The organism is Agrobacterium sp. CGMCC 11546 (assembly GCF_013365515.1).
In the GTDB taxonomy this organism is placed as follows: Bacteria; Pseudomonadota; Alphaproteobacteria; order Rhizobiales; family Rhizobiaceae; genus Agrobacterium; species Agrobacterium fabrum.
In genome coordinates, this window is the sequence record NZ_CP047387.1 from 1024977 (window position 1) to 1038739 (window position 13763).

General features: G+C 59.2%; 15 protein-coding genes. 7 read left to right on the top strand and 8 right to left on the bottom strand.

Going from position 1 to position 13763, the window contains the following annotated elements; all coding sequences use genetic code 11:
- The first annotated feature begins 93 nt into the window (after positions 1-93).
- Positions 94-492: an NADH:ubiquinone oxidoreductase subunit NDUFA12 gene (locus GSF67_RS05165; protein WP_006312623.1), complete on the top strand. Its 399-nt coding sequence runs from the start codon at positions 94-96 to the stop codon at positions 490-492.
- Positions 493-623: 131 nt separating this feature from the next.
- Positions 624-1061, top strand: coding sequence for a DUF2155 domain-containing protein (locus GSF67_RS05170; protein ID WP_006312621.1), 438 nt, complete (start codon positions 624-626; stop codon positions 1059-1061).
- Between the two features lie 13 nt (positions 1062-1074).
- Here GSF67_RS05170 and aat read toward each other — a convergent pair whose 3' ends face one another.
- The 5 genes from aat to GSF67_RS05195 all read right to left on the bottom strand — a co-directional run bounded on the left by aat (position 1075) and on the right by GSF67_RS05195 (position 4899).
- Positions 1075-1689 (bottom strand): leucyl/phenylalanyl-tRNA--protein transferase, encoded by a 615-nt coding sequence (aat, locus tag GSF67_RS05175; RefSeq protein ID WP_006312620.1) that lies wholly within the window; start codon positions 1687-1689, stop codon positions 1075-1077.
- A 6-nt stretch (positions 1690-1695) separates the two neighbouring features.
- Entirely contained in the window at positions 1696-3042 is a 1347-nt protein-coding gene (gene accC, locus GSF67_RS05180) for an acetyl-CoA carboxylase biotin carboxylase subunit (protein ID WP_006312619.1), read from the bottom strand.
- Between the two features lie 12 nt (positions 3043-3054).
- On the bottom strand, positions 3055-3543 hold the full coding sequence (gene accB / locus GSF67_RS05185; protein ID WP_006312618.1) for an acetyl-CoA carboxylase biotin carboxyl carrier protein: 489 nt from the start codon (positions 3541-3543) through the stop codon (positions 3055-3057).
- Between the two features lie 25 nt (positions 3544-3568).
- On the bottom strand, positions 3569-4006 hold the full coding sequence (aroQ, locus tag GSF67_RS05190; protein WP_006312617.1) for a type II 3-dehydroquinate dehydratase: 438 nt from the start codon (positions 4004-4006) through the stop codon (positions 3569-3571).
- 125 nt (positions 4007-4131) lie between these two features.
- Entirely contained in the window at positions 4132-4899 is a 768-nt protein-coding gene (locus GSF67_RS05195) for a DsbA family protein (protein WP_006312616.1), read from the bottom strand.
- A 173-nt stretch (positions 4900-5072) separates the two neighbouring features.
- Here GSF67_RS05195 and GSF67_RS05200 point away from each other — a divergent pair, with 173 nt between their 5' ends.
- Positions 5073-6230, top strand: a complete 1158-nt coding sequence (locus GSF67_RS05200) for a pyridoxal phosphate-dependent aminotransferase (protein ID WP_035215228.1) — start codon at positions 5073-5075, stop codon at positions 6228-6230.
- A gap of 27 nt (positions 6231-6257) precedes the next feature.
- Here the strand turns inward: GSF67_RS05200 and GSF67_RS05205 are convergent, their stop codons facing one another.
- Positions 6258-6941 (bottom strand): helix-turn-helix transcriptional regulator, encoded by a 684-nt coding sequence (locus GSF67_RS05205; protein WP_006312614.1) that lies wholly within the window; start codon positions 6939-6941, stop codon positions 6258-6260.
- 74 nt (positions 6942-7015) lie between these two features.
- Between GSF67_RS05205 and GSF67_RS05210 the strand changes: the two genes are divergently transcribed.
- From GSF67_RS05210 to GSF67_RS05220, 3 genes are all read left to right on the top strand, one after another.
- Positions 7016-7342 carry an NIPSNAP family protein gene (locus GSF67_RS05210; protein WP_006312613.1) on the top strand — a complete coding sequence of 109 codons (327 nt, stop codon included), beginning with the start codon at positions 7016-7018 and terminating at the stop codon, positions 7340-7342.
- On the top strand, positions 7339-7704 hold the full coding sequence (locus GSF67_RS05215; RefSeq protein ID WP_006312612.1) for an antibiotic biosynthesis monooxygenase: 366 nt from the start codon (positions 7339-7341) through the stop codon (positions 7702-7704). The genes GSF67_RS05210 and GSF67_RS05215 overlap by 4 nt, the downstream gene beginning before the upstream one ends.
- A 127-nt stretch (positions 7705-7831) precedes the next feature.
- Positions 7832-8536, top strand: coding sequence for an SDR family oxidoreductase (locus tag GSF67_RS05220; protein ID WP_006312611.1), 705 nt, complete (start codon positions 7832-7834; stop codon positions 8534-8536).
- Positions 8537-8646: 110 nt separating this feature from the next.
- On the opposite strand, the gene GSF67_RS05225 is transcribed toward GSF67_RS05220, so the two are convergent.
- Positions 8647-11580 carry a ribonuclease E/G gene (locus GSF67_RS05225; RefSeq protein ID WP_006312599.1) on the bottom strand — a complete coding sequence of 978 codons (2934 nt, stop codon included), beginning with the start codon at positions 11578-11580 and terminating at the stop codon, positions 8647-8649.
- A 259-nt stretch (positions 11581-11839) separates the two neighbouring features.
- Entirely contained in the window at positions 11840-11980 is a 141-nt protein-coding gene (locus GSF67_RS05230) for a hypothetical protein (RefSeq protein WP_006312597.1), read from the bottom strand.
- Between the two features lie 245 nt (positions 11981-12225).
- Here GSF67_RS05230 and GSF67_RS05235 point away from each other — a divergent pair, with 245 nt between their 5' ends.
- Positions 12226-13485 carry an N-acetylmuramoyl-L-alanine amidase gene (locus tag GSF67_RS05235; RefSeq protein WP_006312596.1) on the top strand — a complete coding sequence of 420 codons (1260 nt, stop codon included), beginning with the start codon at positions 12226-12228 and terminating at the stop codon, positions 13483-13485.
- Positions 13486-13763: the final 278 nt, after the last annotated feature.

Below are 13763 nucleotides of genomic sequence, written 5' to 3' on the forward strand. Positions count from 1 at the left end.
AATGCTGGACAATTGCCGTGAGGGGCGGCATAAGCATGTCTTGTGCTGTGCACGGAAAATCGCTGCGGCGCATTCAAGCCCGAGGAACGTAGAATGAAGACTCTCCTGACGCAAATCTTCACCTGGTGGAATGGCCAGACGATCGGAACGCGGTTTCACACCTGGCGTTTTGGCAAGAAGGTAGGACAGGACGAGTTGGGCAACACCTATTATGAAGGCGGCACCACTTCCTGGGGCATGCCGCGCCGCTGGGTGATCTACAACGGTTACGCCGAAGCGTCAGCGATTCCGCCGGGCTGGCATGGCTGGATGCATTACCGCACCGACGTGCCGCCGAGCCAGGAAAGCTACACAGCTCGCGACTGGCAGAAGCCGCATCAGCCCAACCACACCGGCTCATCAAAGGCTTACCGCCCGCAGGGATCGCTGGCAGTGGCCGGCGAGCGCCCGCGTGTGACCGGCGACTACGACGCTTGGACCCCCGGCAACTGAATTATCGCGATGCGCGGTGTTGTGCAAAACACCGCGCTTGTATCCGGCCTCACCGGTTTTTGCCACATTCCGCCCTTAGGCGTTGATCCGGTCGGCGTCTCGACACAGGCAAATATTTGGAGACATATCGTATGAGGAAAATCACGCGGGATCGTTCTTTGCGTGCGCTGACAGTCTCGCTGTTTGCGGCGGTCTCTGCTGTCCTCATCGTATCACCCGTCGCCGCCGCCCGTCTGGAAAACCGCGTCGCGGTGTTTTCCGGCATCGACAAGATCACCGGCCGCATCACCTCCTTCGATGTCTATATCGACGAGACGGTGCAGTTTGGCGCGCTTCAGGTGACGCCGAAGGTCTGTTACTCCCGCGACCAGACGGAAACGCAAAAGATCGACGCCTTTGTCGAAGTCGACGAAATCACCCTCGATCGCAAGATCCGCCGTATCTTCACCGGCTGGATGTTTGCCGATAGCCCCGGCCTCAACGCCGTGGAGCACCCGATCTATGACGTGTGGCTGACGGGTTGCAAGCAGGACTCCGAGGTTCCGGCTCCCTCAACGGCAAGCAAATAACCTAACGTAAAGACTAGAATTGCAGGCTCGGCCGGTTGACGGCGAGATCGAGCATTCTGGCATAGTCCAGCTTCGGCACGTCTATCGCGCCGAATGTCTTCAGATGTTCTGTGGTGAATTGCGTGTCGAGCAGCACGAAGCCCTTCGCGTTTAATCGCTCCACCAGATGCACAAGGCAGATTTTCGACGCATTGGTGCGTCGGGAAAACATGCTTTCGCCGAAGAAGGCAGCACCCAGCGAGACACCATAAAGCCCGCCGACAAGCTCATCACCCTCCCATGCCTCGACGCTGTGGGCGTGTCCGATCTGGTGCAGCTCGGTATAGAGCCGGCGGATGGTGGCGTTGATCCAGGTGCTTGGCCGGTCCGGCGCTTCCGCCGCACAGCCCGCCATGACATCTTCGAAAGCGGTGTTGAAGCGTATCGCAAACGGCTTCTTGCGCATCGCCTTGGCGAGGCTTTTGGAAACGTGGAAATCATCGAGCGGAATGATACCGCGTATCTCCGGCTCGACCCAGAAAAGCTCGGGATCATCAGCCGAATCGGCCATGGGAAACAGGCCGGCGGAATAGGCGCGCAGCAGAATATCGACCGTTATGTCGTTGTTTCTGCTGCGCCGCCCAGCCATATCGTCTTAGTGAGACGCGTCACCGGCCAGATACTTCTCCAGCCAGTGAATGTCGTAATCGCCGTTCAGAATATCCTCGTTCTGGAGAAGGTCCTGGAAAAGCGGCAGCGTGGTCTTGATGCCATCGACGACGAATTCGTCCAGCGCCCGACGCAGGCGACGGATGCACTCGTCACGGTCGCGGCCGTGAACGATCAGCTTGCCAATCATGCTGTCGTAATAGGGCGGGATCTTGTAGCCCTGATAGGCGCCCGAATCGACGCGCACACCAAGGCCGCCCGGCGTGTGGAAATAGGTCAGCGTGCCCGGGGAGGGAACGAAGGTGCGCGGGTCTTCGGCATTGATACGGCATTCGATGGCATGGCCATGGAATTCGATATCAGCCTGTGTGACCGACAGGCCCTGACCAGAAGCGACCCTGATCTGTTCCTGCACGAGGTCCATGCCAGTGATCGCTTCCGTCACTGGATGCTCCACTTGCAGACGGGTGTTCATTTCGATGAAATAGAACTCGCCGTTTTCATACAGGAACTCAATGGTGCCGGCGCCGCGATATTTCAGCTTGCGCATCGCGTCGGCGCAAATTTCGCCGATTTTCATGCGCTGTTCGACCGTGAGAGCCGGTGAATTGGCTTCTTCCAGCACCTTCTGGTGGCGGCGCTGAAGCGAGCAATCGCGCTCGCCAAGGTGAACGGCATTGCCTTCGCCATCGCCGAAAACCTGCACTTCGATATGGCGCGGCTTGCCGAGGTATTTTTCCATGTAGACGGCATCGTTGCCAAAGGCTGCTGCCGCTTCGGAACGGGCGGTTGCAACCGCTTCTTCCAGATCGGCTTCGGTCTTCGCCACCTTCATGCCGCGGCCACCACCGCCTGCCGTCGCCTTGATGAGGACCGGGAAGCCGATCGTCCGGGCGATTTCCAGCGCATTTTCAGGCTTCACTTCGCCATCCGAACCCGGAACCACGGGAATGCCGAGTTCCTGTGCCGTCTGCTTGGCGGTGATCTTGTCGCCCATGATGCGGATATGTTCGGCGGTCGGCCCGATGAAGGTGATGCCGTGGGCGTCGAGAATATCGGCGAACTTGGCGTTTTCCGACAGGAAGCCGTAACCGGGGTGAACGGCATCCGCACCTGTGATTTCGCAGGCCGCAACGATCTGGTGGATGTTGAGGTAGCTATCACGCGAGGGCGGCGGGCCGATGCACACACTTTCGTCGGCAAGGCGCACATGCATCGCATCCGCATCTGCCGTGGAATGCACGGCGACGGTCGGAATGCCAAGTTCTTTCGCGGCGCGCAGGACGCGCAGCGCGATTTCGCCGCGGTTGGCTATAAGGATCTTCGAAACCATGCTGAACCGCCTTTATTCGATGACCACGAGGGCTTCGCCATACTCCACGGGCTGCGAGTCGTTGACGATGATTTCCACCACCTTGCCGGACTTGGGGGCCGGAATCTGGTTCATGGTCTTCATGGCCTCGACGATGAGGATTGTCTGACCTTCCTTGACGGTGGCGCCAACTTCAATGAAGGGGCGGGCGCCCGGGGCAGGCGACAGATAAACCGTGCCGACCATCGGCGAAGATACGGTGTTGGCCGGGTTGCGGGCTGTTGCTGCAGGTGCGGCCGGGGCCGCAACTACCGGTGCGGCCGCAGGCGCTGCTGCTGCCGGTGCGGGCGCATAAGCGGCGGGTGCTGCAGCATAGACCGTGGCGGGAACGGGAGCCGCGCGGGAAACGCGGATACGCAGGTCTTCCTGCTCCACTTCGATTTCCGAAAGGTCGGTATCATTGAGGATATTCGCGAGTTCGCGGATCAGTTCCTTGTCGATACCCTGTTTCTTTTCAGACATGACAAACCCTATTCTTTGTTTCTTTTTATGCCGTGATGTTCTTCAGCGCATGAAGCGCCATGACGTATCCATATGGTCCGAAACCGCAGATCATGCCCTTGGCTGCGGGCGAGACCATTGATTTGTGGCGGAATTCTTCCCGTGCATGGATATTGGAGATGTGCACTTCCACGACCGGAGTCGAAATTGCGCGAATGGCGTCGTGCAGGGCGATGGAGGTGTGGCTGTAAGCGCCGGGATTGATGACGACACCCGCCGCCCGCTCGCCCGCCTCATGCAGCCAGTCCACGAGCACGCCCTCGTGGTTGGATTGGCGAAATTCCACCGAAAAGCCGAGATCGGCTCCGGCGTTCACACAATCGTTTTCTATGTCTTTCAGCGTTTTGCCACCGTAGATACCCGGTTCCCGTTTTCCCAGCATATTGAGATTGGGGCCGTTGATGACGATGATGATATTGCTCATTCGCGTTTCCATAAGAAAATCAGCGACACCTATAGACTGCGCAGCCTTCAAGGAAAAGCCCCTGCAAGCCGTAAAGCGCAGGGGCTGCCCCTTATCTCACAGGCAATAAAGGCTGTTCGTCTGAATCACGAGCAGGTTGCTTTACCGCAGCTGCGCATGTTGGCGATTTTTTCCTTTAGCGGGTCGGCACCAACAGCACCGAAAACCGCCTCGTCGCCGACGATATAGGAGGGCGTTCCGGTAATGCCGAGGCTGGTTGCCAGCTTGTAGGTTTCCTGCACCTGCGCGTCATTGGGGTTGTCAGCCATCGATTTGCGGATATCGGCCTCCTTGAGGCCAAGCGAGGTTGCGACTTCCATGGCGCTGTCCTCATTGGCTCGACCACGGCCGCCGAGCAGGGTGCGCTGGAATTCGGCATATTTGGCCGGCGCCAAAAGCTTCACGGCGTTGGAAACGCGATGTGCGGCAACCGATTCCGGTCCGAGGATCGGAAACTCCTTAAGGACGACGCGCACCTTCTTGTCGCCCTTCAGGATATTGTCCATGTCGCCCATGGCGCGTTTGCAGTAACCGCAATTATAGTCGAAAAATTCGACCAGCGTGACGTCGCCATCGGGATTGCCGAGCGCGAGGTCGTATTTCGATTCGAAGATGGCCTTCTTGTTGTCGGCAACCGCTTCCGCGGCCTTGGCGTTGCGCGAAGCATATTGCTTGCGTTCAAGCGCGTCCTGAACCTCGAGCATGATTTCCGGGTTCTCGATCAGATATTGCTTGATGAACTCGCCCATTTCTTTCTTCTGCTGCTCATCGAGCGCATGCGCGGGCAGGCAGGCGAATACCGTTGAAAGGGCCGTCACGCTGGCGAGAAGGGTGGAACGGAGAAAATGCGCCATATCGGTCCTCATTCTGTTCGGCCGCAGCCTCTTGAAATCTTATGAAGGCAATTACCTTACTTTAAGCCAAATGCCATACGGCAAAAATACTTGTCCGCATTATGATCGCATGATTGTGAAGATCGTGATTCTGCGGCAAGTCTGCGAAATACGGTTCAGGAAAGAGCATGCCCTTGATTACGATGTCGAAGCGGAGCGCAGTCGAACCCTTTCATGCCATGGATATCCTGGCGGAGGCGAACCGGCGACGGCAGGCGGGACGCCCCGTCATTTCCATGGCGGTCGGCCAGCCGTCCCACCCCGCACCGAAAGCCTCGCTGGCAGCCGCGCAGGAGGCGTTAAAGCACGGGCGGATCGGCTACACTGATGCACTGGGCCTGCGCGAGCTGCGCGAGGCAATCGCCGGCCATTACCGGCTGCGCCATCAGGTCGCCATCGATCCGGCGCGCATCGCCGTGACGACAGGTTCGTCCGCCGCCTTCAATCTTGCCTTCCTCGGCCTTTTCGATGCCGGCGATCATGTTGCCATCGCAAGGCCCGGTTACCCGGCCTATCGCAATATTCTGAAAGCCCTCGGTCTCAATGTCGTGGAAGTGCCGGTCACGGCCGAAACCGGCTACACGCTGACACCGGCAAGTCTCGAACGCGCGGAAACGAAAGCCGGCTGCAAGCTGAAGGGCGTGCTTCTGGCAAGCCCCGCCAATCCCACCGGCACGGTTACCGGCCGCGAGGCGCTGAAGCGGTTGGCGAGCTATTGCGAAAGCCGCGACATGGCCTTCATCTCCGATGAGATCTATCACGGCCTCACTTTCGTCGGGGAGGAGACGAGCGCACTCGAAATCACCGATAGTGCCGTGGTCATCAATTCATTTTCTAAATATTATTGCATGACCGGCTGGCGCATCGGCTGGATGGTCCTGCCCGAAAATCTCGTCCGTCCGGTCGAGTGTCTGGCCCAAAGCCTCTATATCTCACCGCCGGAACTGTCCCAGCTGGCGGCAACCGCGGCCTTTTCGGCAGCGGAGGAGCTCGATGTCTACCGGGAAAGCTACCGCACCAACCGCGATTTCCTGATGGCGCGCCTGCCGGAAATCGGACTGCCGCTGGCATCCCCGATGGATGGGGCATTTTACGCCTATGTTGATACCAGCCGTTTTTCCAATGACAGCATGGATTTCGCCAAGCGCATGCTGGCGGAAATCGATGTGGCGGCGACACCGGGCATGGATTTCGATCCCGAGGAGGGCCACAGGGCGCTGCGCATTTCCTATGCGGGTTCGGTATCTGACATTGCCGAGGCGGTGGGACGTATTGCCGGCTGGCTGAAATAAACCCGCAACGGCCGCCTCTTTCCGAAATCAGGCGGGCGTGCAGCCGAAGGTGCCGACGAAGGCCTTTTCACCTTTTGCCGTGAAGGTCAGCACACGACCGTTTCCGCGCCGCAGCCAGTCGCGCTGCTGCATGGCGTCGAGCAGCGATGCACCGAGGCCGCCGCCGAGGTGATGGCGGCGCTCGCTCCAGTCCAGGCAATGCAAGCACACCGGCCGCCGAGCCTTTTCCAGCGGCGATAGATCGATACCGAAGCTCGAGAAGAAATCGCGCCCGTCATCCGTCAGCACCGGGTCGTCACCTGATGTCACCAGTCCCTTAGCGGTAATGGCGGAAAGCAGCGCAACACCGCTTTCCCCGGCCAGGTGGTCGTAGCAGATGCGTGCCTCACGCAGCGCCTTGTCCTTCGGCCCGGTGCGGACGCGGACCGCACCCGTGCGTTGCGCAAGCCCCATCAAGGCTTCCAGAACCTGCGCCACATCTTCGTCGGAGAGACGGAAATAACGATGTCGCCCCTGTTTTTCCGCCTTCAGCAATTGTGCCTCTGAGAGCTTGGACAGGTGCCCGCTGGCGGTTTGCAGGGTCACGCCGGCGGCTTCCGCAAGCTCGCTTGCCGTCAGCGCACGTCCATCCATCAACGCCGTCAATATGTTGGCGCGGGCGGGGTCCCCGATCAGGGCGGCGACATTGGCGATAAGGGGTCCGTCTTTCATGCTTCGATGGTAGCCGAAGCATTGATGTTGCGCAATGGTATAAAAAGGAGAGACAGAAAACGAGGAGACCAACGATGTTGACCTGTTTCATCCGCTACGAGATCGATCCTTTCAAGGTCGATGCCTTTGAGCGATATGCCCGTAACTGGGGCGAGGCGATCCCGCGCTGCGGTGCTGATCTCATCGGTTATTACGCGCCCAAGGAGGGGTCGAGCACGATTGCCTATGGCGTCTACAACATCGAAAATCTCGCCGCTTACGAAGCCTACAGGGCACGGCTCGCCGCCGACCCGGCGGGGCGGGAAAACTATGAATTCGCCCGCCGGGAACAGTTCATCCGCCGCGAGGACCGTCTGTTCCTCCGCCTCGCCTCCGCCCCGCAGACGGGAGGCGGGCAATGATCGCCGTCATCTTCGAGGTCTGGCCGGCTGAGGGTGAAAAACAGCATTATCTCGATATAGCTGCCGGCCTGCGTGCCGAACTCGAAACAATCGATGGTTTCCTGTCCATAGAAAGGTTTCAGAGTATCAGCAATCCGGAAAAGATGCTCTCCCTGTCCTTCTTCCGGGATGAACAGGCGGTGAGGGCGTGGCGCAACACTCTACCACATCGCACGGCGCAAGCTTTGGGCCGATCCGGCGTCTTTTCCGACTATCGGTTGCGTATTGCACATGTAATCCGCGATTATGGCTTGTTGGAACGGGAAGAAGCGCCAGCCGACAGCCGGGACGCCCATCCGGTAGAGGGGAGCAGCTTGGGCTGAGATTCCCAGCATCAGTTTTTCTGCATGCCGCTGCAAGGCTTTCTGGTTCGAACTCGTCTTTGAAACCCGTTATAGATGGGTCAATGTGGTGCAGGACCACCCGTCGGACTGGATATGGAGAAAAGCGATGTCGGCAGAAAAAGTGGCTATTGTAACGGCAGGTGGCAGCGGCATGGGGGCGGCCGTGGCGAAACGCCTGGCGGCGGACGGTTACAGGCTCGCGATCCTGTCCTCCTCCGGCAAGGGCGAGGCGCTGGCGAAGGAACTGGGCGGTATCGGTGTCACCGGCTCCAACCAGTCCAATGACGATCTCCAGCGACTGACGGATCAGACGCTCGAGAAATTCGGTCGCATCGACGTGCTGGTCAATAGCGCCGGGCATGGCCCACGTGCCTCCATTCTCGATATTACCGATGAGCAATGGCACACCGGTCTCGATGTCTACCTGATGAACGTCATCCGCCCGACGCGGATCGTCGCGCCCATCATGGTGAAGCAGAAGGCCGGTGCGATCGTCAACATCTCGACGGCCTGGGCTTTCGAACCGAGCAGCATGTTCCCGACATCGGCAGTGTTCCGGGCCGGCCTTGCCTCCTATACCAAGATTTTCGCTGATACCTATGCAGCCGACAATGTGCGCATGAACAATGTCCTGCCCGGCTGGATCGACAGCCTGCCGGCCACGGAAGAACGCCGCGACAGCGTGCCGATGCAGCGCTACGGCAAGAGCGAGGAAATCGCTGCCACCGTGGCGTTTCTTGCGTCCGAAGGGGCAGGGTATATTACCGGCCAGAATATCCGGGTTGATGGCGGGCTGACGCGGTCTGTTTGACGGGCGGTTATATCGACCCTCTTTCCTGTGACATCGTCTGGCGCTCCAGCATCGACAAAACAAAACGCCCGCAACGATGTTGCGGGCGTTTTTATTCAGTGTCACTTCTCTCAGAAGAAGCCTTTGCGCTGCCACCAGCCACCCTTGCGTGGCTTCGGCTCATCGCCATCAGGGTTGCTCGCAGGCGAACCGGAAGAGGTGACGACCGGTTCCGAACTGGAAACATTGCTGCCCCGGTTCGCGCGGGTCTTTTCTTCGGTCCCCGGAGCGTCCGCTCTCGGTGCCAGATCGGCTGAGGCTTCACCGACCTCTTCGATGGCGACATCAACGACAGTCGCTTCAACGACGACCGGCTCGATGACGACGGGCTCGACCGTTTCGACGGTTTCAGCCTTTGGCGCCTCTTCGGTTTCGGTATCGGTCTTGGTTTTCGCCTTGCGGGTGCGGCGGGGCTTTTTCGGGGCTTCTTCTGCCACGACGTCGGCAACCACACCTTCCACCACTTCGGCGGCGGTGGCGGGCTCTTCCGTTACCGGCTCTGCAGCGGAAACCTCTTCGCCTTCCGCGCCTTCACCTTCCGTCTCGCCATCGGTGCCTGCAGCATCGAGAGCATCGTCACGGTTGCGGCGGCCGCCACGCTTGCCGCGACGACGGCGCTTGCGCTTGCCGTCTTCGTCGGCATTTGCAGCTTCATTCGCACCGTTTTCGTCGGAATCTGCACCGGCCTCATCGGTTTCGACGCCATCGTCGTCGCCTTCGGCATCGTCGTCTTCCGCGTCATTGCCGGACTGGCCATCGAGCGCACCGTTCTGCTCGTTCTGACCACCCTTGCCCCGACGGCGGCGGCGGCGCTTGCGCTTGCGCTTGCCGTCCTCGCCATTGTCACCCTGCGGCTGCTGGCGTGGCTGGGCGCTTTCGGCCTTGACGATTTCTTCCTCTTCTTCGTCCTCTTCCACCTCGATGACGATATCGTCTTCTTCTTCAACGAAGCTCGGAAGCATCTGGATGAGGCTTTCGATCTTCACCGGATTTTCGACGGCATCGCCGCGATCAATGGCGAAATGCTGCGCCCCGACGCTGGAATCGGCAGCGATGATGATGGCGACGCCGAAGCGGCCTTCATAATCGACGATCGAGCCGCGCTTGTGGTTGAGCAGGTAGAGCGCCGTTTCCGGCGTGCAGCGCACCGTGATGTTGTGGGTGGTGTTGCGCAGCAGATATTCCTCGACGCCGCGCAGCACATGCAGCGCGATGGAGGATTCCGAACGCACATGGCCCGTGCCGCCGCAATGCTGGCAAACCTGCGTGGTCGATTCCAGCACCGAAGCGCGGATGCGCTGACGCGACATTTCCAGAAGGCCGAAATGCGAGATGCGGCCGACCTGAATGCGCGCCCGGTCGTTTTTCAGGCAATCCTTGAGCTTCTTCTCGACGGAGCGGTTGTTGCGCTTTTCTTCCATGTCGATGAAGTCGATGACAACGAGACCAGCAAGGTCGCGAAGACGCAGCTGGCGAGCCACTTCTTCCGCCGCCTCAAGGTTGGTCGTCAGCGCGGTTTCTTCGATGGAATGCTCACGGGTCGACCGACCGGAGTTCACGTCGATGGCAACCAGAGCTTCCGTCTGGTTGATGATGAGATAACCGCCGGATTTCAGCGTCACCTGCGGCTGCAGCATCCGGTCGAGCTGGGCTTCGATGCCCGAGCGCGAGAAGATCGGATGAATGTCGCGATAGGGCTGAACCACCTTGGCGTGGCTCGGCATCAGCATCTTCATGAAGTCTTTCGCTTCACGGTAGCCTTCTTCGCCCGAAACGATGATCTCGCTGATATCCTTGTTATAAAGGTCGCGGATCGAGCGCTTGATCAGCGAGCCTTCCTCGTAAACAAGGCAGGGGGCCGTGGAATTCAGCGTCAGCGTGCGGACGTTTTCCCACAGGCGCATCAGATATTCAAAGTCGCGCTTGATCTCGACGCGGGTACGATTGGCGCCTGCGGTGCGCAGAATGACGCCCATGCCCTGCGGAACCTCCAGATCGCGCGCGATTTCCTTCAGGCGCTTGCGGTCGGTCGGCTGGGTGATCTTGCGGGAAATGCCGCCGCCACGCGCCGTATTCGGCATCAGCACGGAATAACGGCCTGCAAGCGACAGATAGGTGGTGAGTGCAGCACCCTTGTTGCCACGTTCTTCCTTGGCAACCTGGACCAGAAGGATCTGGCGGCGCTTGATGACTTCCTGGATACGGTACTGCTTGCGCGGCTTGCGGGCGACGCGATCCGGAACTTCTTCCATGGCGTCTTCGGCACCGACGGACTCAATCACTTCCTTTTCGTGATGATCGTCATCATCGTCGTCGTCATCATCGTCATTGCCGCGACGAAGGCCTTCGACTTCCTCGGAAATCGTGTCGGTATCGACCATTGCGGCCATGTCGCCGCCGGTGCTGCCGTCGTCTTCAGAAGACGCTTCTGCCGCCTCGGCTGCGATTTCTTCAGCTGTCTTCTTCTTGGCGCGGGGGCGGCGAACGCGCTTCTTCGGCTTTTCTTCCTCAGCCGGCGCTTCTTCGGCGACGACCTCAACGGCCGTTTCTTCAGAAACTGCTTCCGAAACGGGTGCGACTTCTTCCGTGACGGCGACGTCGGTGGTTTCGCTTGCGGCAACGATGCCGACATCCGGCTGATCCACCTGCGACAGGTCGATCATCGGCGCGCCGGGCTCGGGCGCATCGGCCGATTCGAAATCGTCGCTGCGGCGGTGATCCTCGGCTTCCGCCTTCAAGAGGGCCTGACGGTCCGCGAGCGGAATCTGGTAATAATCCGGATGAATTTCCGCAAAGGCGAGAAAGCCGTGGCGATTTCCACCGTAATCGACGAAGGCCGCCTGAAGGGAAGGCTCAACGCGCGTCACCTTGGCAAGGTAGATATTGCCGCGGATCTGTTTCTTGTGCTCCGATTCAAAATCGAATTCTTCGATCCGGTTCCCACGGACAACGACTACGCGTGTCTCCTCTTCGTGGGAGGCGTCGATAAGCATTTTGTCTGCCATGTAAGCTGTGCTCCTCGGCGCAGCCTTGTTTTATACGAGAACAGGCCCGCCGCATGGACGAGCCTTTCATATGAGTGCAAGGATGTGCCGGAAATGAAGTCTCCTGCCGGGCCTCTGTAAACTGGCAGCATCCGGACCGACGGCGAGGCGCTTGGCCTGCTCCTGGTATCCGGTTCATGTGAAAACTGCTGCGACATCATTGGCCAGGCGGAACGACAATAATATATAGACCCCTTGGGGTCCGATGAATTTGCTCTCCTCAGAGCGGCGGTGGCAGCGCCACCGGGTAGGTCTCCGGCCACGGCCGGAATTGATCCAGTTTCAGGATAAATGTAACGACGGCAGATGATTGCCCGATGTGCAGCGCCAGCGTCTTTTCCGATTGGCAGCCGGCGGGCATCTATCCCGTCAACACTTTTAACCCTCACATGCGTTGTATGTTTTCTCTGTCATAATAGCAATAGGCTGGCTAAATATGCCATATTGTTGGTGGAATTTCCGGGTTAAGAATTGGTTCACCAAGGCCTGCGATTGTGGGGCGCAAAGGCGTAACCTATCGTGCGGCGTGGTTGAAACGGCACCATTGCCGGCACTTTTCCGCGCCGTTTATCGAAAATGACTGAAATACGGAATTTCTTGAGGGCCATGAATTTTACGCGCAGCGCAACGATATCAGGCGGGGCAGGGCGGCTTGGTGCGCGAATCGCGCGGCTTGCGTCGGCTTTGGCATTTTTCGTCGCCACCTTAGTCTCCGTCGTGCCGACAGCCCATGCGGCGGAGCCGCTTGTCGCCCACCAGGCGCGGATCATCGGTGATGAGGCGCGCACGCGCATCGTTCTCGATTTTGCCGAAGAGCCGGAATTCGACGTTCACTATCTCGATTCGCCCGCCCGCATCGTCGTCGACTTTCCCGCGGTGAATTTTGCGTTCCCCACGTCCGACCTCAAACCAACAGGCCTTTTTTCGGATATACGCTTCGGCACCATGGGGGAGAACAGTGCCCGCATCGTGCTGACGGCGAAAAAGCCTGTTCAAGTGACGGTTGCCGAAACCAAAAAGGGCGATGACGGCCAGTCTTTCCGTTTCGTACTCGATGCCGAGATCACCACCAAGGGCAAGTTTGCGGAACTGGTGAAGGATCAGCAATGGCGCGCGCCAGCCCCGGTGACAACGGCCGCGATCACGCCCGATGACAAGACATCGCGGCCAGCGGAATTCGTCATCGCGGTCGATGCCGGCCATGGCGGCATCGACGCAGGCGCCACTGGCGGCACGACGGGCACCGAGGAAAAGGTCATCACCTTGACCTTTGCGAAGGAGCTTGTGGAGCGGTTGAACCGCGAAGCGGGCATCAAGGCCTTTTTAACGCGTGATTCCGACACCTTCCTCGCCTTGTCGGAACGGGTGACAATCGCCCGCCAGAACAATGCCAATCTCTTTATATCCCTTCACGCCGACACGCTGAAGCAGAAGGGAATTCGCGGCGCCACCGTCTATACCCTGTCGGACCGGGCATCCGACCGGCAGGCGCAGGAGTTGGCAGAGCGCGAAAACAAGTCAGACCAGATTGCCGGCGTTGCCGCTTCCACGGAGCCGCCGGAGGTCGCCGATATTCTCCTCGATTTCACCCGCCGCGAGACCCAGGCCTTTTCGGTAACGCTGGCCGAAAACATCGTCTCTTCCTTCGAGGGGCAGGTTGGCCTTATCAACAATCCGCACCGTTATGCCGGTTTCATGGTTCTCCGCGCCCATGATGTGCCGTCGGTGCTTCTTGAGCTTGGGTTCCTTTCGAATGCGGAAGACGAAAAGCTGCTTCTCGATATCGAGTGGCGCAAAAAAGTAGCCGACACATTGGCAACGGCCGTCGGGCGATACCGTTCCAAGGCCCTGGCGAATGGCGGCTGATAGCGGTGGAGACGCTGTTGCCGCCCTGCCATTGATCGTGGAAAAAGCTGTTCAATTCTAAGGCTTGCGGTCGATTAACGACCCGAAGCCCTATTTTACTCACATTCGCCGCGTTACTCGGAAACCGGATTCGGTGGCAATCCGTATAGCGTCGGTGCGTGATTGCGGGCCTGCGGCCCGGTAACATATCAGCGAATGCTGCCATATCCGGCTTGTCATCGAAGGTATGGTGTGCAAAACGGCACGCGATATGCAAGGATGCGCCCGTATTTCGTCGG